The sequence below is a fragment of the Actinoplanes lutulentus genome (genome assembly GCF_003259845.1).
GTDB classification, from domain to species: domain Bacteria; phylum Actinomycetota; class Actinomycetes; order Mycobacteriales; family Micromonosporaceae; genus Actinoplanes; species Actinoplanes lutulentus.
In genome coordinates this window covers 51,064-77,526 of sequence record NZ_QLMJ01000007.1, presented here as the reverse complement: position 1 = coordinate 77,526, position 26,463 = coordinate 51,064, and the positions used below count along the sequence as shown (strand labels likewise).

Here is a 26,463-nt window from a genome sequence, read left to right as displayed (position 1 = left end):
GACGTCAGGCGCTTTCCAGGGTGAGGCAGAAGACGCTGCCCACCGGGTCACCGGGCTGGTAACCGACCGAGCCGCCGTTCGCCTCGGCCAGGCTCGCGACGATGTGCAGTCCCAGCCCGTGGCCGGCAGCGCCGTTGTCGCCGGCCCGGGTGTACCGCTCGAACAGATGCGCCCGCAGCTCCTCCGGAACCCCGGGCCCCCGGTCGTGCACCGCGATCCGGGTGGACAGCTCCGCGGTCGTCACCTCGATCGCGGTCGCCCCGCCGCCGTACTTGTTGGCGTTGGTCAGGAAGTTGACCACGATCTGCCGCAGGTGTGCCGGGTTGACCAGGACCTCCGACGCCGGCGGGCAGGAGAGCGGCACCTGCTGGTCGGCGGCGTCCAGCGCGTCGCGCAGCGCCTCGGCGAGGCGTACCCGCTGCCGGTCGGTGCGCAGCCGGGTCTCGCTGAGCGTGCACATCGACAGGACGTTGTGCCGCAGCTCGTCGATCCGCCGGGCGGCGCTCATGATCTTCGCGGTGGACGCTTCCAGGGGCTTCGGCAGGTCGCTCTCCACCAGCAGCTCGCCGTACCCGATGATCGACGTGAGCGGCGTGCCGATGTCGTGCGAGAGCATCCCCATGAGGTCGAGCTTGAGCAGGTTGGCGCGTTGCAGCTCACCGTTCGCCAGTTCCAGCTGATTGTTGCGCTCGGCCAGCACGGCCTCGGCGGCGTCGCGTTCCCGCTGGGCACGCAGCTGTTCGGTGACGTCCTGGATGACACCGATCAGGTTCAGCGGCGTGCTGTCCGCGTCCCGGACCAGCCGGACGCCGATGTGCACGTCGACCATGTGCCCGTCGGCGTGGACCAGGCGTTTGGTGCGTTCGTACGACTCCTGCTCCCCGGCGAAGAGGCGGGCCGTCATCAGCGTGCCCTCGGCCCGGTCGTCCGGGTGGGTGAAGTCCTCGTTGCGGCGGCCGATCAGCTGCTCCGGTGAGTAACCGATCATCCGGGCGTACGCCTCGTTCACGTGCTGGACCAGGCCGTCCAGCCCGACGATGGCCTGGCCGACGGTGGACTGGTGGAACTGCACCCGGAACTGCCGCTCGCTCGCCGCGAGCCGTTCCTCGGCGTTCCGCCGGCCGGTGATGTCGGTGTTCGTCTCGATCACCTCGTGGCCCGCGCCGCCGGAGTCGGGCCGGACCACGTGCCGGCTCAGCACCACGATGGACCGCCCGTCGGAGCGGCGGTGGGTCACCTCGCCCTCCCAGCGGCCGTTCGCGGCGAGGGCCCGTTCGACAGTGGCGGTGCTGCCGGGGAACACCGTGGCGAGCAGACGATGGATGTTGCGGCCGCGGGCGGCCGAGGCCGGCCACCCGTACATGTGCTCGGCGCCGGTGTTCCAGAAGCGGATGGTCCCGTCCGGGGCCCGCACGATGATCGCGGCCGGGGCCGCGTCGATCAGCTCGGCCTGGCGGCGCAGCTCGATCTCCACGGCGTGACGTGCGCTGATGTCGTGCAGGAAGGCGTGGAAGACGAGCCGTCCGCCGTGCCGGGTGGCCTGCAGGGTGAACTCGACCGGGAACTGCCGGCCCTCCCGGTTGACCGCCGGGAGCTCGATGCGCTGCCCGGCGAGCTTCGACACGCCGGTCGTGCGTACCCGGGTGAGGCCGCCGTAGTGCGCCTCGCGGTACTCCCCGGGGATGATCAGCTGAGCCAGGTCCTCGCCCACAGCCTCCTGCCGGGTACGCCCGAAGAGCTTCGCCGCCGCCGGATTCCACTCCACGACAAGACCGTCCGCGTCGATCGCGATGTACGCGTCCTGCGACACCTCCAGGATCCGCCGGACCACCGCGGAGGTCTCCTCGGCGTGCCGGGCCGCCCGGACCAGCTCGATCTCGGTCGCGACGGCCGCCGCGAGGTCCTCCAGGACGGCCAGGTCCTCATCCGACCAGTCCCGGGGCTGCCCGTCGATGGCGCAGAACGAGCCGAGCGTCTGCCCGTCGACGCGGATCGGCATCCCGGCGTACGCGATCACGCCGATGTCACCGATGGCGAGGTTGTCCTTCAGCCGGTCGACCAGGCGCGCGTCGCTGACCACGAGCGGGGCGTCGTCGTCCACGACGTGCTGACAGAACGAGTGCGATAGCGGGGTCTGCCCGAGATCGGCCCACGGCTGTGGCAGGCCGACCTGGCTGGCGAAGACCTGCCGGTCGTCGAGGACCAGCGACACCAGCGCGGTCGGGCTGCCGATCAGCCGGGTCGCGAGCCGGGTCAGCCGTCCCAGGCCGGGTGGCTCGGCGGTGTCGAGCACGCCGGTCGCATGGACCGCCGCGACGCGCTCGGGGTCGCGCACCCGGTGCCGCGGATCAGCCACAAGGATCAGATCGGTTGTGATCCGGTTGTTCTTAGTCGTTTACGGCACCGCGCCCAGCATGGTGAGAACCCCGGTGAACAGCGCATGGGTGGCGTCCTGGTCGAGATGGCGGGCCTGCCAGCCCCGGTGGTCGATGCCTTGGAGCACTCCGGCGGCTGTGGTGCGTACCGTGCGCAGCGTCGCGGGGGAGAGCAGCACGGCGGAGGTGCCGTCGGCGTGCGCCGCGCGCTCGGCGGCGCCGAGCGCCACCAGCGCCGCCGCGGCGCCGTTCAGGATCTGGGCGACATGCAGGCGGTCCCGGTCCAGGTTGAAGGCGGCCACGTGTACGGCAAGACCGAGGGCGGTGACCAGCCGTCCGGTCTCGTCGCCGCTGAGCACCGCGGGCATGGTGGCCGCGTCGTCCTCGGTGGCGGTGGCGCCGGCGCAGAAACCGTCGATCAGCTCACCGGCGATGCCGGCCGGGATCCGGATGTCGCTCAGCGCCGTCTCCGGGAACCGGCGCCCCAGCGCGGCCTCCACGGCGTCGCGGACGATGTAGTCGGGGACGACCTTGTTCTGCTCGCCCAGGCGGCGAAGGATCTCCTCGACGACATCGCCGAGGCTCAACGCGCCGGGCGGGTCCATCTGCTCACCGTAACGGTGCACGCCGGATCCTCAGCGGGCGCCGGGCAGAGAGATTCGGGCGCTGACACCGTCCGTCGTGTTCTCCACCATGAGATCGCCGCGGTGTGCCCGGACGATGTTGCGGGCGATCGTCAGCCCCAGTCCCACACCCGGCACGGCCAGGTCCCGGGCGTACCGGCCGCGGTAGAACCGGTCGAAGATCAGCGGCAGCTCGTCGGACGGGATGCCGACTCCGCCGTCACGAACCTCGATGGCCGGATGGGGTGCGGCCTCTACGCGTACCATGATCGGTTTTTCCGAAGGGGTGAAGAAGAGAGCGTTGCGGAGCAACTGCTCGACCGCGTGGGCGAGGCGGGCGAGATCGGCATGGACCGGGATCGGTTCGTACGCCGCCACGTCGACCGGACCGCCGCGCAGCAGGATCAGCGGGCGGCAGGCCGTGATCGCGGCCGCCACCACCGTGCTCAGGTCGACAGTGCCGATCGACTCGGCCGGCGCCGGAAGCGGCGCCTCACCGGGCCGGGTGCCGGCCAGGATGTGGTCGACCATGTCGACGAGACGCCGGCCGTTGCGGTGGATCGGATCGATCAGCCCGCGGTACTCCGCGAGACCCTCCTGGTCGCCGAGGATCTCCAGATAGCCCTGGATGATCGCGACCGGCGTACGCAGTTCGTGGGTGATCGTGGCGACCAGGTCCTCCTCGCGCTGCGCCGAGCGGGCCAGTTCGTCGCCGAGGTCGGCCATCCGCATCCTGCCGCGGACCGCGGACAGGTGCCCGGCGGCCTGCTTCGCGAACGTGACCAGGTTGTCCACCTGGCGGTCGCTGACCTCGTGCGGCTCGATGTCGACGACGCACATGGCGCCCAGCACGTGACCGTCCTCGTCGATCACCGGAGCGCCGGCGTAGAACCGGATGCCCGGTTCACCGGTCACGTTGGGATAGTCCGCGAAGCGGGAGTCCCGGGTGGCGTCCGGAATGATCAGCGGCTCCCGGGCCGGTACCACGTGCGCGCAGAACGACACGTCGAGCGGGGTCTGCGCCTCGGCCAGCCCGACCCGGCCGGCGAACCACTGCCGATCCTCGTCGATCAGCGAGACCGCGGAGATCGGGGTGTCGAACATGCCCGCCGCGAGGCGGGTGAGGTCGTCGAGAACGACGGGACGAGGCCGGTCGAGAACCTGGTACGACCGGAGAGCGGTCAGCCGGGCCAGTTCGTCCGGGTCTTTCATCATCGGCGCGGCTCCCCCCACGACTGCTCTTCGGCCCGGGAAAAGCTGACCTGAGCGGATCCGGGAACGGGCGGGATCGTGAAGGTGAAGACCGATCCGCCGTCCGGGTTGTCGTCGGCGCCGATCGCGCCGCCGTGCCGTTCCACGATGCGTTTGCAGATCGCCAGGCCCAGACCGGTTCCGGCGTACTTGGCGGTCGGGTGGGCCCGGTGGAAGTTGCCGAAGATCACCTCGTGCTGCCCGGCCGGCACGCCGATGCCGTTGTCCGCGATCCGGATCCGGAGCAGGTCGTCGTCGGGCTGCGCGGTGACGGTGACCTCCGGTGTCACGCCCGCCGCGGTGTACTTGACCGCGTTGCCGATCAGGTTGTCCAGCAGCTGCCGGATCAGGACCGGGTCGGCCTGCACCATCGGCAGATCACCCACGATGAACCGGGGCACCGGCAGGCCGGCCGCGATCGCCGCGTCCAGCCGGGCCACGGTCACCTCGGTGACCACCTGACCCAGATCGACCGGAACGGTCGCGACCGTCGCATCACGAGCCGTCGTGTACGCGAGCAGCCCGTCGATCAGTGCCCGCATCCGCCCGGCAGCCCGGTGCACCCGGGCCAGACTGTCGCGCGCCTCCTCGACCTCCGGGCCGTCCGGCAGCGCCGCGATCGCCTCACCGGCGAAGTCGCTGAAACCCTCGATCGTGGTGACCGGATTGAGCAGGTCGTGCGCGACCACCCCGGCGAAGTTGGTCAGCTCGTCGCGGTGCCGGCGCTCGGCCGTCGCGTCGTGGAAGAGGACCACGGCGCTGCGCCGGCCGGCGCCGTCCTCCAGCGTGGCGGCCCGGACGCTGATCACCCGGCCCTCCGGCACGCCGGGATTGCGGACCAGGATGTGCACGTCGTCCAGGTCCTCGCCGGCGAGCGCCCGGGTGTGCGGCATCTCGTGGTCCTCCAGCGGCACGCCGTTGAGGTGGTAGAAACCGCCGGCCGGGCTGGTGAGGTGGTAGAAGCCGCCGGCCGGGCTTGTCTGACCACCGAGCAGCCGCACGGCCGCCGGATTGCGCAGCGTCACCCGGCCGTCGGCGTCGACCACCGCGAGGCCGTCCGCGGTCGAGTCGATGATCGCCCGGAGCAGCTCGGCCCGCTCGGACGCCTGTTCCCGCTGCTCGCCCAGCTCCGCCTTCTCGGCGGCGAGCTCGGCCAGCAGCGCGGACCGCTCGTCGCGGCCGAGGGCCAGGGAGAGCCCGATGACCGCGGTCAGCATCACGAAGAGCTGGGCCACGACCGCCCGGGACGCGTGGTTGCCGATGTCCGCGAACGGCCCGGTCCCGTCCAGGGTGAAGAGCACCACGATGACTCCGGCGAACAGGTTGTGGATCACCACGAACGAGGTCGCCAGCCGGGTGCCGGCCCAGACCGTGACCCCGATCAGCAGAAACGCCAGCGGAAGCCCGTGGCTGTACGCGAACCCGGCCAGATAGGCGGCGGTCGAGCAGACGATCAGGGCGGCGTACTCGGCGATCTTGCGGCCCGGAACGCGCGTCAGCCGCCTGAGGGAGTCCCGCCACGCCGCCGGACCGCGGGCCAGCCACGGACCGAGGCAGAATCCGATCGCGCCGACCACCAGGATGCTCGCGGTATTGCGGGACAGCCACACCGACGTCGTCGTCCACGAATAGGTACCGGTCACCAGCCAGGCCACCGACGGGCCGACCGCGGCGCCGGCCACCGTGGCGCCGAACGCCGCGGCCATCAACGCCCACAGGTCCGGTGGGCTGCGCAGCGGCTCGGTACCCCCGGCGCCCCAGAGCCGGGGACGCCAGTGGTTGATCAGGCGCACGAACGCGAAGGCCTGCGCCAGGTTGGCGGCCACGAAGATGACGGCCATCGGCGTGGAGGCCTTGGTCGCGGTGTTCACCGCGACGGTGATCAGCCCGAGGGCCACGGCGTCGGCCCAGCGCAGCGGGGAGTGCCGCTGCCGGCAGAACCAGATCGCCGCCACACCGGCGGCCGGCCAGACCAGGCTCAGGTTGGCGTCGTCCATGACGGTGGCCCGCCCGGCGAAGGTCGCGAGCGCGTAGACAACCGCGAAGATCCCGGTGCGCGCCAGCGACCTGCGGTAGGTCATACCCCCGCCTTCCCGGAACCGATTCGTCCAGGGACCAATCGGCCGGAAAGGGGGCGAACTGAGCTTCGGGTCAGCTCACGGCAGCACGGCGGGCCGTGTACTCCGGGTCGCGGCGACCGGGGTACGGGACCAGGTTGTCCGGCTGCTCCTCGTACGAGGATTCGGCCCACCGGCGACCGGCCTGCTCCATCGGCTCGGTGTCGTAGACCGAGCGGTTGTGAAAGCGCTGGGCGTAATCCATCATGCCGTCGACCAGGCGGTCCACGTCGGCGGTCGGGCGTACCACGAGGCGCATGAACTGGCTGGTCATGCCGAGCTTGTTGCCGCACTCGCGGGTCATGATGCCGTGGTTGGCGACCAGGTAGTCGCGCAGCGCCACACCGGACCACTCGGTCGGCAGCTTCACCAGGAAGAAGTTGCCCTGCGACGGGAAGACGGTCAGGCCCGGGATGCGGCTCAGCTCGCGAGCCATCGACCGGCGGTCCCGGCTCAGCAGGCGCAGGCTCTCCTCGTACTCCATCTCGTGGTCGGAGATCATGTGAACGACCTTCTCCGCGAGGGAGTTGAGGTTCCACTTCGGCAGCATCTTCGCGATCTTCCCGGCGATGGCCGGGTTGGCGAGCATGTACCCGAAGCGGATGCCGTGCAGGCCGAAGTTCTTGCCGAGGCTCTTCAGCACCACCGCGTTCGGCCGGATCACCGCGTCCGGGCCGACCGAGGGGTACCGCTCGGCGTCCGAGAAGTCGATGAACGACTCGTCGATGACGACCAGGTCGAGGTCGCTGAGCGCGTCCATGAACCGGATCACGTCACGGCGCGGCAGGTAGTTGCCGTCCGGGTTGTTCACGTTGCAGACCACCGCGACCCGGGACTTGCGCTCCCGGATGAACTCCACGTACTCCTCGAGGTCGAGCCGGAAGCCGTCGCGCTCCTGCAACGGGAACATGTCCACCCGCTTGCCGGTCTCCAGCGGCTGGTCGGTCCACCGGCCGAAGGTCGGGATCGGGATCGCCAGGCTCTCCTTCACCAGCAGGTGGTCGATCCAGGTGATCAGCTCGGTCGAGCCGTTCGCCATCGCGACCGTCTGCGGGTGCAGGTTCAGCACGCTGGCCAGCTTCTTCGTGATCGTGGCCGAGTCGCTCGGGTAGTACTTCAGGATGCTCTTCAGGTCCCGGGTGAGCTCGTCGAACATCTCCGGGGTGGGGAAGTACGGGTTGCACGGGATGCAGAAGTCGACGATCTCCGCACCCTCTCCGGCCGCACGTGCCAGGTCGAAGTAGGAAGCGCTGTGCGATCCCTTGTGCAGGATCGACGTGTCGATACCGGTCCGTGCCACGGTTGTTCCTCCTCGATGACGGTCCCGCCCCCAACGCCACCAAGTACGGGGCCGAACCCGGATTCGTTCAGCGGACCGCTGTTTCATCCACGCCGGATGAGGCGTGCGGTGACCTCCGCGATGAGGCTCGGGGCTGGTATCCCCGAGCCTCGGAGGACGGCATGACCGGCATGAACGCACCGCTCGACCCGACGCCGCGCCCGACGGTGACCGGGGGCAAGCTCTGGGCCGGGGGCGCCGCCACCGCCGCCGTCGCGGCCCTGATCGCCATCGCCGGCATCCTGCTCGGCCGCGGCCTCTTCGACATCGATGTCCTCGCGCCGAAGGGCCAGGGGACCTGGGGCGACGCCAGCACCGGCTGGTACGCGCTCGGCGCGGCCGGCTCCGCGCTGCTCGCCACCGGCCTGGTGCACGCGCTGATCCTCACCACGCCCCGGCCGATGCGGTTCTTCGGCTGGGTGGTCGGGCTGAGCACGGTGGTGGCGATGCTGGCGCCGTTCGTCACGGACGCCAGCCTGGGCGCCCGGATGTACACGGCCGGGCTCAATTTCGTCCTCGGCGTCGCCATCGGATCGCTGGTCGCCGGGGTGGCCCGGTCCGCCACCATCGTGTTGCCACCCCGCCAGGCCTCGCGTCCCTATCCGCAGCAGTACCGGTGAGGGGGAGCGGACCGATGGCCACCATGACCACCCCACCGGAGGCGCCCGCCTTCCACGTCCTCTCCGTCCCGGAGGCGCTGGAGGCCGAACAGGTCGACCAGCAGCGCGGCCTCAGCGAGACCGAGGCCGGTGCGCGACGCCAGAAGTACGGCCCGAACCGCTTCGCCGAGGCGAAGAAGGAGCCGTGGTGGCGCTCCTTCGCCCGGCAGTACGCCGACCCCATGCAGATCGTCCTGCTCTGCGCCGGCCTGGGCAGCCTCTATCCGCTCAAGCAGTGGGGCACCGGCATCCTGCTGCTGGCGCTCACCCTGCTCAACGCGGTGCTGGGCCTGCATCAGGAGGGCAAGGCGGCGGCCGCGATCGACGCCCTCCAGAAGATGATGATCATCAAGGCCCGGGTACGCCGGGACGGCACGCTCGTCGAGCTGCCGGCCGAGGACCTGGTCCCCGGTGACGTGGTGCAGCTGGAGGCCGGTGACGTGGTCCCGGCCGACGGCCGGCTCCTGCGTACCGCGACTCTGGAGATCGACGAGTCCGCGCTGACCGGGGAGAGCCTGCCGGTCGCGAAGGACATCGCGCCGGTGGCGGCGGAGGACACCGCTCTCGGTGACCGCTCCGACATGGCGTACATGAACACCAACGTCACCCGGGGCACCGGTGACCTGCTGGTCACCGCGACCGGGATGTCGACGGAGGTCGGCCGGATCTCCGGGATGCTGCAGACCGAGAGCGACGCGGACACCCCGCTCACCCGGCAGCTGAGCAAGCTGACGAACCAGATCCTGGTGATCGCCGGCATCGCACTGCTCGCCTCCGTGATCATCAACCTGGCCCGGGGCAACGAGTTCAACGTGGTCTTCACGGCGGCCGTCGCGTTCGCCGTCTCGGCGATCCCGACCGGTCTGCCCGCCGTGGTCACCACGATCCTGTCGCTCGGCACCCAGCTGCTGGCCAAGGCGAACGCGATCGTGAAGCGGCTGCGGTCCACCGAGACACTCGGGTCCACCTCGGCGATCAACTCCGACAAGACCGGCACGCTGACGCTGAACCAGATGACCGCGACCGAGATGACCATCCCGGGGCGGCGTTACACGATCTCCGGGGGTGGTTACTCCGTCGAGGGCGTGATCAAGCGGGTGGCCGGCCAGCCGGACGTGCCGCTGGAGGAGTTCCTGCTGCCGATGGCGCTCGCCTCGGACGCGGTGGTCCGGGACGGCACGATGATCGGCGACCCGACCGAGGGTGCTCTCGTGGTGCTCGCCGAGAAGGGCGGCCTGGACGCGGCCGCGACGCGGGAACGCTATCCGAGGGTGGCCGAGCTGCCGTTCGACGCCGCGTACAAGATGATGGCGACCTTCCACACGATGACCGGCGCCGGCGGGCGCGAGGTGATCCGCTGCTTCGTGAAAGGCGCACCCGACCAGCTTCTGGCCCGGGCCGCCTGGGCGCCGGCGCCGGAGGACCTGTCCCCGATCCCGGTCGACGACGCGTTCCGTGAGCGGTACCTCGCGGAGAACACCCGGCTCGCCGAGCAGGGCCTGCGGGTCATGGCGACCGGCCGCAAGGACTTCGACCCGGACACCTTCGATGCGAACGGCGACCTGCTCGCGATGCTCGACGGGCTGACCGTGCTGACCCTGGTCGGCATCGTCGACCCGCCCCGCCCGCAGGCGCGGGCCGCGATCGAACAGGCGCACGCGGCCGGCATCGAGGTCCGCATGATCACCGGAGACCACGCGGTGACCGCCGCCGCGATCGCCGGGAAACTGGGCATCCGCGGCCGGGCCATCACCGGCGCCGAGTTCGCCGCGATGAGCGACGACGAGGCGGACCGCGAGATCGGCGACATCGGGGTGATCGCCCGGGTCACACCGGAGCACAAGGTACGCCTCGTCGAGGTGCTCAAACGCAAGGGACACATCGTCGCGATGACCGGCGACGGTGTGAACGACGCGCCGGCGCTGAAGAAGGCCGACATCGGTATCGCGATGGGGATCACCGGCACCGAGGTGAGCAAGGAAGCCGCCGCGATGATCCTCACCGACGACGACTTCGCCACCATCGTCAAGGCCGTCGAGCTCGGCCGCTCGCTCTACGCCAACCTGAAGAAGTACATCTTCTTCCAGATGGGCGTCCTGGTCGGGATGATCGTCACCTTCCTCGCCGCCAGCATCGGCAACATCGCGGCCGGCGTGCCGTTCCTGCCGTTGCAGAGCCTCTGGCTGAACTTCACCACCCAGGTCTTCCAGTCGGTCGGCCTGGGTTACGGCAAGGCCGACCCCGACATCATGGAACAGCGGCCGCGCCGCTCGGACGAGGCGCTGCTCAGCCGCTCCGCGATGGGCTGGCTGAGCCTGCTCGGCCTGGTGATGGCCGCCGCGACGCTGCTGGTGATCTGGTGGGGCGACAACGAGTTCGACCTGGAGACCGGCCGTACCGCCGGCCTGACCGCGTTCTCCATCGCCAACCTCGCGTTCTCACTGACGTGTCGCAGTGACATCCGGTCGGTGTTCAGCCTGGAAACCTTCGACGACCGGCGTTTCCTGATCACCACCGGGCTGTCGGCCGCGGCGATCGTGCTGGCCACCGAGTTCGGTTTCTTCCAGAAGATCCTCCAGACCACCAGCCTCGACGTCGGCCAATGGCTGATCTGCCTGCTCGCGGGCCTGATCGTGATTCTGCCGACCGAGATCCGCAAAGCCGTGCTGCGCAGGCGCACCGCAAGCAGCCGGGCAGACAGGAGCAGGCGATGAGCGTGCCAGGACTGGTCCGGCTCGGCGACGTGGCGCTCGGCGCTGCCGTCCGGGCAGGCGAGAGCACCGCCGAAGCGGTCGAACGGCTCCGGGCGGCCGCGCCGAAGCAACCCCTGCGGTCGCGGGCCGACCTGGTGCAGGAGCGGTTCGACGCGCTGCGCCGGCGGGGTGAGGCGGAACGCCGGCGAGGCCAGGGCGCCCTGTCCAGGGCCGTGGACGCCGCGATGACCGCGATCGCCACGTCCCCGCTGGTGGAGCGCATCGTCGAGATCCAGGTGGACCGGGTCCTCGCCATGCTGGAGAAGGAACCGGAACGGATCCAGGTCCTGGTACGCGGCCAGCGCGACACCGTGGTCGGCGAGATGGTGGGCCGGGTACGCAGCGGCGCGGTGGCCGGTGACGCGGCGGTGGACCGGCTCACCCTGCGGATGACCCGCCGCGGTGGTGCCTCCGAACCAACGTGACCAGTACCGGCGAGCCCGGTTACGGCGGCCTGGTCAGCAGGGCGATGGCGTACGCCGCCGACGCCTTCTTCGTCGCCCTGCTGACCGGCGGTTCGGCCACCGTGTTCGCGATGATCGCGTCGGTGGTCGGCGCGGAGGCACGGGAGCTCGGCCGGATCGTCGTCTCGTCGTACCTGATCTTCCTGCCGTCGGTGATGGTGGTCTACTGCGCGCTGTTCTGGCTGCTCGCCGGCCGTACCCCGGGCATGGCGGTGCTCGGGCTGCGCGTGGTGCGGGCCGACGGCGGGCCGGTGCGCTGGTTCGCCGCGCTGGTCCGGGCCGTGCTGCTGGCGTACTTCCCCATCGGTGCGCTCTGGCTGATCGTGGATCGCCGGCGTCAGGCGTTGCACGACAAAGTGGCGAGGACCACTGTCGTCCGGGCCTACTCATCCAGCGAGGACGATGCCGCCCGGACGGGCCGGATCGCACGCTGATCACGTGCTCACCATGGGTGTCGAAGAGGAATTCTTTCTGCTGGAGCCGGACGGGGCGGTCGCGCCCAAGGCGTCCGAGGTGGTCCGCCGCCTCGGCGGGGACCACCGGGTCAAACCGGAGTACATGGCATATCAGCTGGAGACCACGACCTCGGTGCAGACCGGCCTGGACAGGCTGCGCCGGGAACTGACCGAGCTGCGGGTGATCGCCTCGGACGCGGCGGGCCTGAGCGGAACCTATCTGGTGGCGAGCGGCGCGGCGCCGTTCCGGGCCGGCCCGGTGGACGCGCTGAGCGAGCAGGGCCGGTACCGCGAAGTGGCCCGGCGTTTCCCCGCGGCGACCGAGGCCGGCGCCTGCTGCGGCTGCCACGTCCACATCGGTGTGTCGGACCGGGATCTGGCGGCCGCGGTGCTGACCCGGCTGCGTCCCTGGTTGCCGGCCCTGCTGACGCTCACGGTGAACTCGCCGGTGTCCGGCGCCGGCGACACGGGCTGGGCGAGTTACCGATATCCGACCCAGCTGCGGTGGCCGACGTTCCGGCCGCCCGGCATCTGGCCTGACGCGGAGCGGTACGACAACGACGTGCGCGGGCTGATCGACGCCGGTACTGCCATCGACGCGGCCGGCGTCCACTTCCTGGGCCGGATCTCCGCCCGGTACCCGACCATCGAGATCCGGGTGGCCGACACCGGCCTGAGCGTGGACGACACCGTGCTCTTCGCCGGTGTCACGCGCGCCCTGGTAGCAGCGCTGATCGATGACATCCGGGACGGGGCCAAGGTGCTGCCGCCGGCCGGCCGGCTGGTCAGCGACCAGCTGCTGGCGGCCGCCCGAGGTGCCTCGGGTACCGGTGACGAGGCGGCCCGGCTGCTCAAGAAGATCACCCCGCAACTGGACGCGATGGGTGACACCGCGGAGATCTACGCGGGCGTCGAGCGACTGCGGCGCGAGGGGACCGGCGCCGAGCGCCAGAGGCAGCTCTTCCAGAGGTACGGGCCGACCAGCGGGTTTGTGGGCGCCCTCGCCGCGGAGACCGTCCCGGTGATGCTGTTCCGGTGATGTCGTCCCGGTGATGCACAAGGGAGCGCCGGTCGCCGCGCGATAGTGCGCTACGGCGGCCGGCGCTGGATCGGTGGGTTCTCAGCGGTTGAGGATGCGGGCCTTCTGCGACTCGAACTCGGCCTCGGACAGGACACCCTGGGCCTTGAGCTCACCGAGCTGCCGCAGCTGCTCGATCTTCGCGTTCATCGGGTCGGGCGGCGGGGCCGCGGGTGCCGGGGCCGCGTACTGCTGTTGTTGCTGCGGCGGCGGGGCGTACTGCTGCTGCTCGTACTGCTGGTGCATCTGCTCGTCCTCGGCCTGGCGGGACCAGCGGCCGGCCTGGCGGCGGGAGACGCGGTTCGAGACGGCGGTCGCGGTACCCGCGATCACCGCGGTCCGGGCCATACCTCTCAACAGTGGCATGCCGATCACCGCCTTCCGAGTTCGGAGACCGCTGGCACGAAAGCCGACTCGGTCTCGTCCAGAGCGGCGAGCAGGGCCTGTACCGGAATCCGGCCGCCGGCGACCAGCTGTGCGCCGTTGCGCCGCAGGGTCACGGCGAGTGGGGCCGCCCAGGTGTTCTCGTACACCAGGATCACCGCTGCCGAGCCGGCGGTGAGAACCTCGCCGGCGTCGCGCAGGTCGTCGCCACCGAGCATGCCCGAGGCCGCGCCGTGGAACGCGCCGAGCTCGGCGAAATCGAGGTCGCGGCCCTCCACCGCGGTCACGGTGCCGTCCAGGTTCTTGCGCACGAACGCGATGTCGAGCACCCGGACGATGTGGCGGTCCACCAGGTCCAGCAGCAGCGGGAAGGCGTCGCCCTTCAAGCTGCCGTCGGGGAACTCCAAGCACAGATAGTCGATGGGACCCATCTCCAGAAGTTCGTCAGGCATCGGTACTCCTTCTGCTCATCGCTCTCCTCAGATCGTCGTGCCGGTCAGGACGCGGCCGTGTCCCGGCGCACCCGAGATGTGGGTCAGCGCCACGATGCTTCCGCGCGACGCCGCTATCGGGCCCGCGAGGTCACGGACCCATCGGTGTTCCAGAAGCACGGCGAGCGCGTCGGTCTCGTTGTCCACCATCGGTGCCATCTCGTCGATGTCCGACTCGGTGATCAACCCGGTCGCCAGCCGGGCCAGTCGTGTCCGATCGCCACGCAGGCCGGGGATCTCGGTCAGCTCCACGGCGCACGCGCCACCCGCCGCATCGGTACGCACCACCAGGACATCGACGACTCGCATCTCGCCGGCCGACGCGAGCCGGTCCAAGGTCGTACGCACGCCGTCGTTCAGTCGGTCGGTGGGGAATGACAACACCATCAGTTCCAGCGGCCCGAATGCCATGGGCTCAGCCTGCGCGACCGGCGGCGGGACAAACTCACCCGCCGCGGATGAACTCGGTGCCAGTTGTGGCGTTCATCCGCGGCGGGTGAGGTGCGGTGCCCAGTGGTCCGGGAAGGTCGGCGGAGCCGGCGGGAGCGCCCCGACGCCCGCGCGATCGGGCGCCCTCGCCGGCGCACTGAGCCAAGGTGAGGAGAGGCCATGACGATTCCGGTTGACGAGGAGCCGTCCGTCGTACCCGATGATCTGGAGGTCTCGCGCCTCAAGGCCGAGGTGGCCGCGTTGCGCGCCCAGCTGGACGCACGTCCCCGGAAGCGGCAGACGGCCCGGACCATTCGCTCGGCCCTTGCCGCCATGCTGGTTGCGCTGGCCGCGTTCGCGCTGGTGACGAGCGTCGTGGGCCTGTGGGCCGCACGCACGACGCTGGACACCGATCGATGGGTGGCGACGATCGCGCCGCTGCCGGCTGATCCGAGGGTGAACGCGGCAGTCGCCGAGTACGCCACCACCGAGGTCTTCGCTGTCGTCGACGTGGAGCAGCGGCTGCGGGAGGTGTTGCCGGCGCAGGCGGCGTTCGTGGCCGGGCCGATCGCCGGGCAGCTCCGCGAGCAGGTACGCAAAACCGTGCAGAACGTGCTCGGCAGCGACCGGTTCCAGGTGATCTGGGTGTCGCTGAATCAGCAGCTCCATCAGCGCGCGCTAGCCGTGCTGGAGGGGCGGAGCGAGGTGGTGACGGCGGCGAGTGACAGCGTCCAGATCGACCTGCTGCCACTGATCAATCAGGTGCTGCGGGAGTTGAGCGCACAGTTGCCCACCCTGTTCGGCAAGACGGTGACGTTGCCCGACCTCAGCAGTGGGGAGATCCCGGCCAACCTGCGGTTGCGGATCGAAGAAGCGGTGGGCGTGACGCTCCCGGCGAACTTCGCGCAGTTCACCGTCTACGATTCCGGGCAGCTGTACGAGGCACAGCAGGCGGTAGTCACAGCAAAACGGTATTTAGCGGGATTTGTCGCCCTGACGCTCGTTCTGTTGATCGCCGCGTTCGTGGTGTCGCCCGGCCGCCGGCGGACCATGGTCCAGCTGGGACTGTGGCTGGTGATCGCCGCGGTGGCGATCACTGTCGTGCTCCGGGCGGTCCGGCGGGAAATCCTCGAAGCCGTTCCGGGCGGTGTTTATCGTGACGGCGTCGATGCGGCCGTGACCACCGTGTTCAGCCTGCTCCGGGAACGCGGTGTCCAGCTGATCATCATCGGGGTGCTGCTGGCGCTGATCGGTTACCTGGCCGGGCCTGGCCGGATCCCGGTGTGGCTGCGCGGTCAGGTCCGGCGCGGATCCGCGGCTGGTTGGCGGGGCATGGCGGCGGGCGGCCGCGTCGTGGCCGATCGCGGGCCTGGCTTCGTCTCCCGCAACCTCGACCCGGTGCGGATCGGCGGGCTGGTGGTGGCGGTGCTGGCCGCGCTGATCTGGTCGTCGTGGACCGGTCTGCTGGTGATCGTGATCCTGCTGGCGGCGTTCGAGGTGGCCGTGACGCTGATGGCCCGTCAATACGGGCCCACCGAATCCACGGTGTGATTTCTGTGCTACACCCACTACGGATGTGGCTACACCCGCAGTGGGTGTAGCCACATTGTCGATATGCCGCTCCGGCGTCTCAGATGCCCGGCTGGCTGCTCAGCCGGCCCTCCTCGACCGCCCCGGCGAACGCCGCGTGGTCGCGTTCGGCCTGATCCGCGTAGAGCTCGGCGTACGAAACGAGCGCCTTGTCGAAGGTGTCGCTCGCACCGAGATAGGAGGCGATCGCGATCCGGTCGCCGCAGCGTGCGTGCGCGCGGGCCAGTGTCCAGGCGCAGAGCCCGCCGTACGCGCTCATCCCGGTCACGTCCATCTCCTCGACCACCCCGCCGCCTTTCCAGTCCCGCAGCTGGCGCACGTAGAAGTCGCGGGTCCGGCCGTCGAAACCCTCAAGCCGGTGCCAGCCCAGGAAGATGTCGCTGGCCGCCTGCATGAGCCGCTGCCCGGCGACCACCCGGCGTCCCTCCGGAACGTCCGACGGGCCGGTCGCCAGCACCGACGGCCCGGCCTCCTTCACCTGCAGCAGCAGAGGGTCCTCGTCGTCCCGGCCGGTCAGCAGCACGATCCAGCAGCGGGTGCCGACGCTGCCCACCCCGACCACCTTGCGGGCCAGGTCGACGAACTCGAACGCGTCGAACAGCCGTCGCCGGTCCTCGGCCAGGCTTTCCCGGAAACCGTCCAGCAGGCCGCGGATCTGGCTTTCCAGCTGCTTGCGGGCCAGGTCCGGCACCAGGTCCTGAACCGGGACGAGCAGTGGTGGATCGGCGACGATCCGGCGTTCGCCGTCGATCACGGCGGTGAGTTTCCGATAGGCCTGCAGGCTCGTCCGGGTCCGTGCTTTCGCGCCGGCCTTGGTGAGCCGGGCCAGCCGGCTCTTGCCGAGCCGGTCGCCGAACTGTTCCCGGAGGTCCTCCATGTCGGCACGGGCGTACCAGAGGTCCAGCTCGCGCATCGCCGCGAACTCGGTCATCGCCTCGCGGTAACGCCGTCCGGCGAAACGGACGGCAGCGGCCCGGTCCTTGCGCCGGAAGCCGTTCGCCCGGCCGGCCAGCGCGATGCTGGCGGCCAGGCGTTTGACGTCCCATTCGAACGGGCCCGGGTACGTCTCGTCGAAGTCGTTGAGATCGAAGACGAGGCGGCGCTCGGGTGAGGCGTACACCCCGAAGTTGAACAGGTGGGCGTCACCGCAGAGCTGGGTGAGCAGCCCGGAGTGCGGCGCCGCCGCGAGGTCGGCCGCCATCACCCCGGCGGAGCCGCGCAGGAACGCGAGCGGCGAGAGCGCCATCCGGGCGTGCCTGATCGGCAGCAGTTCCGCGAGGCGGTCCGCCTCGTCCGACGTGACCAGCGTGATCGGATCCACGCGGCCGCCGGCAGGCGCGTACTCGGCGTGTCCCTCGAGCGGCGCGATCTCGCGAGCGGCGCGGCCTGCTGCCGCGCGTGCCGCCGGTTCCCGGCTTCCGAGGGTACGCGTCATCGGGCCCCGCCCCCGCCGAACGCCTCGAGCAGGATCTCCTCCTCGCCCTCGGTCAGATTCGTCGCGATCAGCTTGCTGTGCAGGCCGTGGAAACGCTCGCCGAGCCGGTCGAGATTGCCGTGGTCGGTGACCAGGAACAGCGCGGACGTGCCCGGCGTGATCTGGGTGCGGATGCGTTCCAGCTCGTCGCGGCCGATGCCGGTGCCCTGCAACGTCTTGTCGAGGGCACCGATGCCGGCGCCGAGCACGCCGCCCGCGATGGGCACGAGGAAGAGGCCGCCGATCACGACGCCCCAGAACGCGCCCCAGCCGACGTGCCGCGCGGTGCCCGCGTGCTCGTGGTGGGTCTCCGGTTTCTCGGCGCCTTCGGGCCAGGTGACGACCGTGTAGTCGACGATCTTCACGAGGCCGTCGGAGGCCGCCGAGTGGAGGATTTCAGACATCTGCTCGGCGCGGTCCGGGTCGTCGAATTTCCATACCGTGAACGTGGTCATGAGGTGCTCCTCGCGGGTTCGGACGGAGGCTGTGTGTCGCTGGAGAGCAGGACGTTCACCCAGCGGGTATCCGGGTCGATGTCGACGAGCAAACCCTTAGCCAGCAGGGTCAGCGGGATCGCCAGCAGTGCGCCGAGCCCACCCAGGACCCAGGCCCAGAAGATCAGGGACAAGAAGGAGACCGTCGCCGAGAGGCCGACCGCGTTGCCGACGATCTTCGGCTGGATCACCGACTGGATCACGAAATTGACCAGGCAGTAGACGGCGATCACGGCCAGCATCAGCTCCGGGCCGCCCTGCAGAAGACCGAGCAGGGCCGGCGGGATCAGCCCGATCACGAAGCCGATGTTCGGGATGTAGTTGGTGATGAACGAGAGCAGGCCCCAGAGCAGCGGCAGCGGTACGCCGAGAGCCCAGAGCGCGAGCGTGTCGACGACCGCGACGATCAGGCCGAAGACCGTCGACACCCACAGGTAACGCCGGGTGCCCTGGGCGAACGACCGGAACGCCCCGACCACCTGGGGCCGCTCGTCCGTCGTGGCGCGGAGCCGTTCCGGGAACGACACGGCGTCGAGGCACATGAAGAGCAGGCAGGCGAGCAGGAAGAACGTGCTCGACAGGGTGCCGGCGAGACCACCGAGCAGGCTCTCGATCACGTTGACCACGGTGTTCGGGTCGGCGCCGGCCACCGCGTCCTGAAGCTGGGCCGCGCTGATCCCGAGCCCGCCCAGGCCCTGTACGAGGCTGTCGCGCAGCTCAGCGAACTGGGCGGCGTACTGCGGCATCATGTTGATCAGCTGCGCCACCGAGACGGCCAGGGCGGCGCCCAGGCCGATCAGGATCAGGTTGACCGTGATGATCATCGCGGTCAGTGCCACCCAGACGGGCGCGCCGTGCCGGCGGAGCCAGCCGGTGATCGGGCTGACCGTGACGGTGAGCATGAGAGCCAGGAAAACCGGGCCGATCAGGTCGGCGACCCCGCGCATCCCGGCGACCACGACGACCATGCAGGCGGTGCCGAGCAGCACGATGACGCCGCGGGGCAGGACCGGCTGCTGCACAACGGTCCTGCCCTGCCGGGCGTCAGTACCGGACCTCACGGCCATGTGCGGTGAGCGCGTAGATGACCAGCACGTCAAGGGCGATCACGATCGTCGCCCAGACCGGGTACGCCGGAAGGAACGCCAGGTTGGCCAGCGAGCTGAACACCGCGATGACGACGCCGACCACACGGGCCCAGGTCTGTCCGAACAGGATTCCGAAGCCGGTGCCGAGCGTGATCAGGCCGATGATCAAGTGGGTCCAGCCCCAGGCGCTGAAGTCCATCGGGATGACCAGGCCCGCGTCGGTGGTGACGTAGAAGTCGTCGCGGAAGAGGGCGACGAGCCCCTCGATGATCTGGAACCCGCCGAGCATCAACAGCATGACGCCGGCGAATACCACCATGCCTACCCATCCGGAGGGCTGATGCCGCCCGGTGGTGTACGGCGGGTCGTCGTACGACCGTTTGGACTCTGTGTCCGTCATGCTCCATCTCCTCAGTCAGAGGTATTGCGGCTGAGCCCCGATCGTGGTCCGGAGCCGGGCGCGGGCACGCCATCCGTGGCGAATGAACCGGAGGGGACACGGTTCAGGCAGACCACCTCGAGGCCGGAGCGGTCCAGGTCGGTGAGCAGCCGTTCCAGGTCACGGTCGGAGAGCCGGGCGCGGATCGTGCTCTGCGACGGCAGCGTCCGGCAGCGCAGATCACTGAACGCCCTCCGCAACAGAGGCCCGAGAAAGCCGCGGACCCTGATCACGTAGTGCTCTGCCATCACCCTGCTCCTTCGTCGTGTGATCGCTGGCCTTCGACCGTCGTCCACATGGGCGTACCCATGCCTCGTCCGTCAGGGATGAACGGCTCGCAGCGGGCGCACGCAGCGTGCGGAGGTGCGCCCGGCAGGGCGCGGAAGTCATCCGCGCGGAATGAGGAGCGTCGATCGCGGCCGTGGCTCACTGATTCCAGACGCCGTGCCGCGCCGCGGCGGCACAGCACGAGAGGAGAACGCAATGTCAACTCTGGTCGCCATCGGGTATCCCGACGAGACCACGGCTACGGCGGCGTCGCTGGAAGCCGGTCGGCTGGCAAAAGACCTGATCATCCAGCCGGACGCGATCGCTGCGATCATCCGGGACCGCGAGGGCAAGTTCCACGTCACGACGAACCACCATGCTGTCGCCGGCGGCACGACCTGGGGGATGTTCTGGGGGCTGCTCTTCGGCATGCTCTTCTTCATCCCGGTGCTGGGCATGGCGATCGGCGCCGGACTGGGCGCGCTGACCGGCAAGCTCACCAAGAACGCGATCAGCAAGGAGTTCCAGGACCGGATCCGGGACGAGCTCCAGCCCGGCACGTCCGCGCTGTTCCTGGTCGTCGAGGCGGTCACCCCGGACAAGGCGGTCGAGGCGCTGAGCAAGTTCGGCGGCACCGTGATCAAGTCGTCGCTGTCCAAGGAGGCCGAGGCGGAGCTTCAGGAAGCGCTGCACGGCGCGCCGCAGTAACGTTCGATCATCGTCTGGACGCCGCCCGGGTGCACCTGGGCGGCGTCCCTCGTGGCTCTATCGAGGAGTGAGACATGGCAGCGGCCGACTGGATCCCCGGTCTGAAGGCCGTGTCCACCTATCAGCCGGCCTGGCTGCCGAGAGACGTGCTGGCCGGCATCGTGCTGACCACGCTGCTGGTCCCGCAGGGCATGGCGTACGCCGAACTGGCCGGCCTGCCCGCGATCACCGGGCTCTACACGTCGATCCTGTGCCTGCTGGCGTACGCGGTCTTCGGCCCGTCACGGGTTCTGGTCCTCGGCCCGGACTCGTCGCTCGGCCCGATGATCGCCGCGGTGATCCTGCCGATCGCCGCCTCGGACGGCGACCCGGCCAGGGCGGTCGCGCTCGCCTCGATGCTCGGCCTGCTGGTCGGGCTGTTCATGACGGTCGCCGGAGCGGCCAAGCTCGGTTTCATCGCCGACCTGCTGTCCCACCCGACGCAGCTCGGGTACGTCAACGGACTGGCGCTGACCATCTTCATCGGCCAGCTGCCGAAACTGTTCGGTTTCTCGGTGGACGGCGAGGGGCTGATCGCCGAGACGAGGGGTTTCGTCGAGGGTGTGGCGGCCGGTGACACGGTGCCGGCCGCGCTGGCGATCGGCGCCGGCGGCCTGCTGGTGATCCTGCTGTTGCAGCGTTTCCTGCCGAAGGTGCCGGGCATCCTGATCGCGGTCCTCGGCGGGATCGCGGCGGTGGTCTTCCTGGGCGTCGGCGACGTCGACGTGGTCGGCCCGCTGCCGCAGGGTTTCCCGCCGTTCGACATCCCCTCGGTGTCCTGGTCGGACCTGGGTCTGCTGGCCGCCGGCGCGCTCGGCATCACCCTGGTCTCGGTGACCGACACGATCTCCACGGCATCGGCGTTCGCCGAGCGCAGCGGCCAGGAGGTCCGCGGCAACCAGGAGATGATCGGCATCGGCGCGGCGAACATCGCCTCCGGCTTCTTCCAGGGTTTCCCGGTCAGCACCAGCGGTTCGCGTACGGCGGTGGCGTTCACCGCCGGCGCCCGCAGCCAGCTCACCGGCGTGGTCGGCGCCGGGGCGATCACGCTGATGCTCGTGCTGGCGCCGGGCCTGCTCAAGGATCTGCCGCAGCCGATGCTGGCCGCCGTGGTGATCGCGGCGTCGCTGTCACTGGCCGATCCGGCCGGGCTGCGGCGGCTGTGGCGGCAGCGGCGCATCGAGTTCGCCCTGGCGGTGGCGGCCTTCCTCGGTGTCGCGCTGCTCGGCGTGCTGCCCGGCATCCTGGTGGCGGTCGTGCTGTCGGTGCTCAACGTGTTCCGCCGGCTGTGGTGGCCGTACCGGGCGGTGCTGGGCCGGGCCGACGGCGTGGACGGTTACCACGACCTGCGTGAGTATCCGGACGCCGCGCAGATCCCGGGCCTGACGATGTTCCGCTTCGACGCGCCGCTCATCTTCGCGAACGCCCGGACGTTCCGTGAGGAGATCCGGCATCTGGCGCGGCAGGACCCGGCTCCGAGGTGGATCCTGGTGGCCGCCGAGCCGATCACCGATGTGGACACCACCGCCGCGGACATGCTGGAGGACCTCGACGAGGAGTTGAACAGCGCCGGGATCTCGATGATCTTCGCGGAGATGAAGAGCCCGGTCCGGGAGAAGATCGATCGGTACGGGCTGACCCGCACCATCGATCCGGAGCACTTCTATCCGACGGTGGAGGACGCGGTCGCGGCGTACCGCATGATTTCATCCCTGCCGGGGGAGCCCACCGGCTGACGACGCGCCGACCCTGACGACATGGCCACCTCTCATTCCGGCGCCGAGCATCGGCGCCTGCACGACGCCGACACCGGCACCAAGCCCTGGCGGCGCTGGGGTCCCTATCTCAGCGAGCGTCAGTGGGGCACCGTCCGTGAGGACTACAGCCAGGACCAGGACGCCTGGAACTTTCTCAGTCACGACGAGTCGCGCTCCCGGGCGTACCGGTGGGGTGAGGACGGCATCGCCGGGTTCTGCGACGAGGAGCAGTCGGTCTGCCTGGGACTGGCGCTGTGGAACGGTCGCGATCCGATCCTCAAGGAGCGGTACTTCGGGCTGACCAACAGCGAGGGCAACCACGGCGAGGACGTCAAGGAGTACTGGTTCTACGTCGACGCGACGCCCACCCACTCGTACCAGAAGATGGTCTACAAGTATCCGCAGCGCGAGTTCCCGTACAACGACCTGGTCGCGACGAACGGCGAGCGGGGACGCGACGGCTTCGAGTATGAACTGCTGGACACCGGGATCTTCGCCGACGACCGCTACTTCGACGTGGTGGTGGAGTACGCGAAGGACGGCCCGGAGGACATCCTGGCCCGGATCACCGTGCACAACCGCGGGCCGGAGGAGGCGACGCTGCGGGTCCTGCCGACGATCTGGTTCCGTAACACCTGGTCGTGGGGGACCGCCGAGGGCGCCCGGCCGTCGCTGCGCGCGGTGCCCGGCCGGGCGGCGATCGAGGCCACCCACGAGCGGACCGGGACACGTTTCCTCGCCATCGCGGGCGACCACCCGCTGCTGTTCACCGAGAACGAGACGGACGGCGCGTTCCGCAAGGACGCTTTCCATCGGTACGTGATCGGCGGTGAGAAGGAGGCGGTGAACCCGGCGGAGACGGGGACGAAGGCCGCGTTCGATGTCTTCACCGATATCCCGGCGGGCGGCTCCGCGGTCATCCGGTTGCGTTTCAGTCAGACCCTGGGTGATTTGTCGCCATCTGAGGTGGATCAGATCTTCGACCGGCGGATCGCCGAGGCCGACGAGTTCTACGCCGAGTGCTTCGCGCCGGCGCTGAGCGACGGCGAGCGCCAGGTGGCCCGGCAGGCGATGGCCGGCATGCTCTGGAGCAAGCAGTACTTCGGTTACGACGTGGAGCGCTGGCTCACCGAGCACGGCCGGGACCCGCTGCAGGCCCGCGACCTGCGCAACGGCGACTGGTTCCACATGATCTGCCACGACGTGATCTCGATGCCGGACAAGTGGGAGTACCCCTGGTTCGCGGCCTGGGACCTGGCCTTCCACACGATCGCCCTGAGCCTTGTCGACCTCGGCTTCGCCAAGACCCAGCTCGACCTGCTGATGAGCCGCCGGTACCTGCACCCGAGCGGGCAGATCCCGGCGTACGAATGGAACTTCAGCGACGTCAACCCGCCGGTGCACGCCTGGGCCACCCACCTCGTCTACGACCTGGACAAGGCCCGCAACGGCGTCGGTGACCACGCCTGGCTGGAGTCGATGTTCCACAAGCTGGCGAAGAACTTCACCTGGTGGGTGAACCGCAAGGACCACGACGGCAACAACGTCTTCCAGGGCGGCTTCCTCGGGCTGGACAACATCGGCGTCTTCGACCGCAGCGCGCCGCTGCCCACCGGGGGATACCTGGACCAGGCGGACGGCACCGCGTGGATGGCGCTGTACTGCCAGAGCATGCTCAAGATCGCCCTGGAGCTGTCGCTGACCGACGCGGTCTACGCCGAGCAGGCGCAGGCGTACTTCGAGCACTTCGCCTGGATCGCGGTGGCGGTCAACCACGAGACCGGCAGCGCGGCCATGTGGGACGAGGAGGACGGCTTCTTCTACGACCTGCTCCGGCTGCCGGACGGCAGCGCGCAGCGGTTGCGGGTGCGCTCGCTGGTCGGCCTGCTCCCGCTCGCCGCCGCCACCGTGTACGACCCGGGGCTGACCACCCGGCACCCGCAGCTCCTCGACAACATGCGGGACTTCGTGGACCGGCACCCCAGCGTGAGCTCGGTGCTGATGCCGGGCCGGGTACGCGGACAGCGAGGCGAACACCTGCTGGCGCTCTTCGACGAGACCCGTCTGCGCCGGATCCTGACGAGGCTCCTGGATGAGAACGAGTTCCTCAGCCCGTACGGCATCCGGTCGCTCTCCCGGCACCACGCCGAGCATCCGTTCGAGTTCCGGGTCGGCGACCATACGTTCGAGGTCCGGTACCAGCCGGCCGAGTCGGACAGCGCGATGTTCGGCGGCAACTCCAACTGGCGCGGGCCGATCTGGTTCCCCGCCAACGTGCTGATGATCCGGGCGCTGCTCAACCTGTATCTCGCGTACGGCGACGAGTTCACCGTCGAGTGCCCGACCGGCTCCGGCGAGCAGAAGAACCTGTTCGAGGTGGCCCGGGAGCTCTCCGACCGGCAGACCCGAATCTTCCTGCCCGGCGCCTCCGGCGAGCGGCCCTGTTACGGTGGCCAGAAGGTCTTCGCCTCGGAGCACTGGCGCGATTTGATCTTGTTCTCGGAGTACTTCCACGGCGACAACGGCGCGGGTCTCGGCGCGGCTCATCAGACCGGCTGGACCGGGCTGGTCGCGCTCTTCCCCAACGTCTTCGCCGGGCTGGCCGGGACGCACCTGCTGGATCAGGGGATGGCCGGGATGCTGCACCAGCTTCCCGTGGTGAACACGGAGGAGCAGACATGAGCGGGTGGCCTTCTTCCCCGACGATCTACGAGATCGACACGTGGCCGTGGCTGGAGGGTCTGAGCCGCCGGCTGGGCCGCACGGTCACCCTGGGCGAGGTCCCGGGCGAGATCTGGGACGAGGTGGCGGCCGACGGGCTGGACGCGGTCTGGCTGATGGGCGTCTGGGAGCGCAGCCCGGCCGGGCTGGCGCTGGCCCACACGAACGAGGGCCTCCAGCAGGCCTTCCGGCAGGCGCTGCCCGATTTCACCCCGGACGACGTGGTCGGTTCGCCGTACTGCGTGCGCCGGTACTCCGCCGACGACCGGCTCGGCGGCCGCGACGGGCTGGCGAAAGCGCGCGCCGAGCTGAACTCGCGAGGGCTGCGCCTGGTGCTCGACTACGTGCCGAACCACACCGCCCCGGACCATCCCGGGACCGTGCAGCACCCGGAGTGGTTCATCCAGGGCACCCCCGAGGACCTCGCCGCCGACCCGGCGAGCTGGTTCACCGCCGGTGGCCGGGTGCTGGCGCACGGCCGGGACCCGCTCTTCCCGGCCTGGCCGGACGTGGCTCAGCTGAACGCGTTCGAGCCCGGTCTGCGGGAGGCGACAGCGGAGGCGCTGATCGGCATCGGCGAGCAGTGCGACGGCGTGCGCTGCGACATGGCCATGCTGCTCACCAATGAGATCTTCGCCCGCACCTGGGGAAAGTACGCCGGCCCGGCGCCCGCCGAGGAGTTCTGGCCGTCGATCTTCGCGCGGATCCGGGCGGTCAACCCGGATCTGGTGCTGATCGCCGAGGCGTACTGGGACATGGAGTGGACGCTCCAGCAGCAGGGCTTCGACTTCTGTTACGACAAGCGGCTCTACGACCGGCTCGTGCACGAGAACGCCGGCGCGGTCCGCTCCCACCTCACCGCCGGCCGCGATTACCAGGACCGGCTGATCCGCTTCCTGGAGAACCACGACGAGCCCCGGGCCGCCACCACGATGCCGGCCGGCCGGGACCGCGCCGCCGCGATCGCCGTGGCGACGCTGCCCGGCGCGGTCCTCTGGCACGACGGCCAGTTCGAGGGACGCCGGGCGCACCTGCCGGTGTTCCTGGGCCGGTACCGCGACGAGCCGGCCGACCTGGGCCTGCGCGAGTTCTATCACCGGCTGCTCGCGCTGGCCGCGCGCCTGCGCCGGGGTGACTGGCGGATGCTCGACTGCCACGGCTGGCCGGACAACGCGTCGCACCAGGACCTCCTGGCCTGGGCCTGGTACGACAACGGCATCCCGCAACACGTGATCGTGGTCAACTTCGCGGCGCACCCGTCGCAGGGCATGGTGGAGCTGCCCTGGTCGGCGCTCGGCGGGCGCGCGTGGCGGCTGACCAACGTGCTCGACGGCCGGGTGTTCGAACGCGACGGTGACGATCTCGTGGCGAACGGGGTCTTCGTCGACCTTCCGGCGTGGGGGGCACACGTCCTGACCGTGGAGTAATGATCGCCACACCGAGGGTCACGACTATCCGATCCGGACGA

The 26,463-nt window shown here is 70.0% G+C and carries 23 protein-coding genes; 10 read left to right on the top strand and 13 right to left on the bottom strand.

Translation table 11 applies throughout. From position 1 onward, the window contains the following. Nucleotides 1–4: 4 nt before the first annotated feature. The 5 genes from B0I29_RS17285 to B0I29_RS17265 form a co-directional block, all read right to left on the bottom strand. A complete protein-coding gene (locus B0I29_RS17285) occupies nucleotides 5–2,356 on the bottom strand; it encodes a PAS domain S-box protein (RefSeq protein ID WP_111650023.1) in 2,352 nt (783 codons plus the stop codon). Nucleotides 2,357–2,395: 39 nt separating this feature from the next. Beyond that, a complete protein-coding gene (locus B0I29_RS17280; protein WP_245972580.1) occupies nucleotides 2,396–3,001 on the bottom strand; it encodes a hypothetical protein in 606 nt (201 codons plus the stop codon). Between the two features lie 9 nt (nucleotides 3,002–3,010). Next, nucleotides 3,011–4,213 (bottom strand): GAF domain-containing sensor histidine kinase, encoded by a 1,203-nt coding sequence (locus tag B0I29_RS17275; protein ID WP_111650221.1) that lies wholly within the window; start codon nucleotides 4,211–4,213, stop codon nucleotides 3,011–3,013. Then, nucleotides 4,210–6,330 carry an ATP-binding protein gene (locus tag B0I29_RS17270; protein WP_111650022.1) on the bottom strand — a complete coding sequence of 707 codons (2,121 nt, stop codon included), beginning with the start codon at nucleotides 6,328–6,330 and terminating at the stop codon, nucleotides 4,210–4,212. Before B0I29_RS17270 ends, B0I29_RS17275 begins: the two co-directional genes overlap by 4 nt. Before the next feature lie 70 nt (nucleotides 6,331–6,400). Then, complete coding sequence (locus B0I29_RS17265; RefSeq protein WP_111650021.1) at nucleotides 6,401–7,666, bottom strand: pyridoxal phosphate-dependent aminotransferase; 1,266 nt, start codon at nucleotides 7,664–7,666, stop codon at nucleotides 6,401–6,403. Nucleotides 7,667–7,827: 161 nt separating this feature from the next. On the opposite strand from B0I29_RS17265, the gene B0I29_RS17260 reads away from it, so the two are divergent. From B0I29_RS17260 to B0I29_RS17240, 5 genes are read left to right on the top strand one after another with little or no spacing between them, the layout of a single operon-like run. After that, on the top strand, nucleotides 7,828–8,325 hold the full coding sequence (locus B0I29_RS17260) for a DUF6069 family protein (RefSeq protein WP_111650220.1): 498 nt from the start codon (nucleotides 7,828–7,830) through the stop codon (nucleotides 8,323–8,325). Nucleotides 8,326–8,339: 14 nt separating this feature from the next. Then, the gene (locus B0I29_RS17255; protein WP_111650020.1) at nucleotides 8,340–11,078 is read left to right on the top strand and encodes a cation-translocating P-type ATPase; all 2,739 of its coding nucleotides are present in this window, start codon (nucleotides 8,340–8,342) and stop codon (nucleotides 11,076–11,078) included. After that, nucleotides 11,075–11,542, top strand: a complete 468-nt coding sequence (locus B0I29_RS17250; RefSeq protein WP_146616806.1) for a hypothetical protein — start codon at nucleotides 11,075–11,077, stop codon at nucleotides 11,540–11,542. Before B0I29_RS17255 ends, B0I29_RS17250 begins: the two co-directional genes overlap by 4 nt. Continuing rightward, complete coding sequence (locus tag B0I29_RS17245; RefSeq protein ID WP_245972579.1) at nucleotides 11,539–12,015, top strand: RDD family protein; 477 nt, start codon at nucleotides 11,539–11,541, stop codon at nucleotides 12,013–12,015. Before B0I29_RS17250 ends, B0I29_RS17245 begins: the two co-directional genes overlap by 4 nt. A gap of 13 nt (nucleotides 12,016–12,028) precedes the next feature. Then, nucleotides 12,029–13,075, top strand: a complete 1,047-nt coding sequence (locus B0I29_RS17240) for a carboxylate-amine ligase (RefSeq protein ID WP_245972602.1) — start codon at nucleotides 12,029–12,031, stop codon at nucleotides 13,073–13,075. Nucleotides 13,076–13,156: 81 nt separating this feature from the next. On the opposite strand, the gene B0I29_RS17235 is transcribed toward B0I29_RS17240, so the two are convergent. Genes B0I29_RS17235 through B0I29_RS17225 form a run of 3 tightly spaced genes read right to left on the bottom strand, consistent with a single transcriptional unit; the run spans nucleotide 13,157 to nucleotide 14,400 of the window. Continuing rightward, nucleotides 13,157–13,480, bottom strand: coding sequence for an SHOCT domain-containing protein (locus B0I29_RS17235; protein WP_111650217.1), 324 nt, complete (start codon nucleotides 13,478–13,480; stop codon nucleotides 13,157–13,159). A gap of 5 nt (nucleotides 13,481–13,485) precedes the next feature. Then, the gene (locus tag B0I29_RS17230) at nucleotides 13,486–13,950 is read right to left on the bottom strand and encodes a DUF6325 family protein (protein ID WP_181557844.1); all 465 of its coding nucleotides are present in this window, start codon (nucleotides 13,948–13,950) and stop codon (nucleotides 13,486–13,488) included. A 27-nt stretch (nucleotides 13,951–13,977) separates the two neighbouring features. Next, nucleotides 13,978–14,400 (bottom strand): DUF6325 family protein, encoded by a 423-nt coding sequence (locus B0I29_RS17225; protein WP_111650018.1) that lies wholly within the window; start codon nucleotides 14,398–14,400, stop codon nucleotides 13,978–13,980. Nucleotides 14,401–14,598: 198 nt separating this feature from the next. Here B0I29_RS17225 and B0I29_RS17220 point away from each other — a divergent pair, with 198 nt between their 5' ends. Then, nucleotides 14,599–15,969 (top strand): hypothetical protein, encoded by a 1,371-nt coding sequence (locus B0I29_RS17220; RefSeq protein WP_245972578.1) that lies wholly within the window; start codon nucleotides 14,599–14,601, stop codon nucleotides 15,967–15,969. Nucleotides 15,970–16,048: 79 nt separating this feature from the next. Here B0I29_RS17220 and B0I29_RS17215 read toward each other — a convergent pair whose 3' ends face one another. The 5 genes from B0I29_RS17215 to B0I29_RS17195 are packed head-to-tail and all read right to left on the bottom strand — an operon-like array spanning nucleotide 16,049 to nucleotide 19,751. Continuing rightward, nucleotides 16,049–17,443, bottom strand: a complete 1,395-nt coding sequence (locus B0I29_RS17215; protein WP_111650017.1) for a DUF2252 domain-containing protein — start codon at nucleotides 17,441–17,443, stop codon at nucleotides 16,049–16,051. Next, on the bottom strand, nucleotides 17,440–17,937 hold the full coding sequence (locus B0I29_RS17210; RefSeq protein WP_111650016.1) for a DUF1269 domain-containing protein: 498 nt from the start codon (nucleotides 17,935–17,937) through the stop codon (nucleotides 17,440–17,442). Before B0I29_RS17210 ends, B0I29_RS17215 begins: the two co-directional genes overlap by 4 nt. Then, nucleotides 17,934–18,998, bottom strand: coding sequence for an AI-2E family transporter (locus tag B0I29_RS17205; protein ID WP_245972577.1), 1,065 nt, complete (start codon nucleotides 18,996–18,998; stop codon nucleotides 17,934–17,936). Before B0I29_RS17205 ends, B0I29_RS17210 begins: the two co-directional genes overlap by 4 nt. A gap of 22 nt (nucleotides 18,999–19,020) precedes the next feature. Beyond that, complete coding sequence (locus B0I29_RS17200; protein ID WP_111650014.1) at nucleotides 19,021–19,464, bottom strand: DUF7144 family membrane protein; 444 nt, start codon at nucleotides 19,462–19,464, stop codon at nucleotides 19,021–19,023. A gap of 11 nt (nucleotides 19,465–19,475) precedes the next feature. Then, the gene (locus B0I29_RS17195; protein WP_181557843.1) at nucleotides 19,476–19,751 is read right to left on the bottom strand and encodes a hypothetical protein; all 276 of its coding nucleotides are present in this window, start codon (nucleotides 19,749–19,751) and stop codon (nucleotides 19,476–19,478) included. A 235-nt stretch (nucleotides 19,752–19,986) separates the two neighbouring features. Between B0I29_RS17195 and B0I29_RS17190 the strand changes: the two genes are divergently transcribed. The 4 genes from B0I29_RS17190 (at nucleotide 19,987) to B0I29_RS17175 (ending at nucleotide 26,422) form a co-directional block, all read left to right on the top strand. Then, complete coding sequence (locus B0I29_RS17190) at nucleotides 19,987–20,478, top strand: DUF1269 domain-containing protein (RefSeq protein WP_111650013.1); 492 nt, start codon at nucleotides 19,987–19,989, stop codon at nucleotides 20,476–20,478. A 74-nt stretch (nucleotides 20,479–20,552) separates the two neighbouring features. After that, nucleotides 20,553–22,253, top strand: a complete 1,701-nt coding sequence (locus tag B0I29_RS17185) for a SulP family inorganic anion transporter (RefSeq protein WP_111650012.1) — start codon at nucleotides 20,553–20,555, stop codon at nucleotides 22,251–22,253. A 21-nt stretch (nucleotides 22,254–22,274) separates the two neighbouring features. Continuing rightward, nucleotides 22,275–24,956, top strand: coding sequence for an MGH1-like glycoside hydrolase domain-containing protein (locus B0I29_RS17180; protein WP_111650011.1), 2,682 nt, complete (start codon nucleotides 22,275–22,277; stop codon nucleotides 24,954–24,956). Then, the gene (locus B0I29_RS17175) at nucleotides 24,953–26,422 is read left to right on the top strand and encodes an alpha-amylase family protein (RefSeq protein WP_111650010.1); all 1,470 of its coding nucleotides are present in this window, start codon (nucleotides 24,953–24,955) and stop codon (nucleotides 26,420–26,422) included. The genes B0I29_RS17180 and B0I29_RS17175 overlap by 4 nt, the downstream gene beginning before the upstream one ends. Nucleotides 26,423–26,463 lie beyond the last annotated feature (41 nt).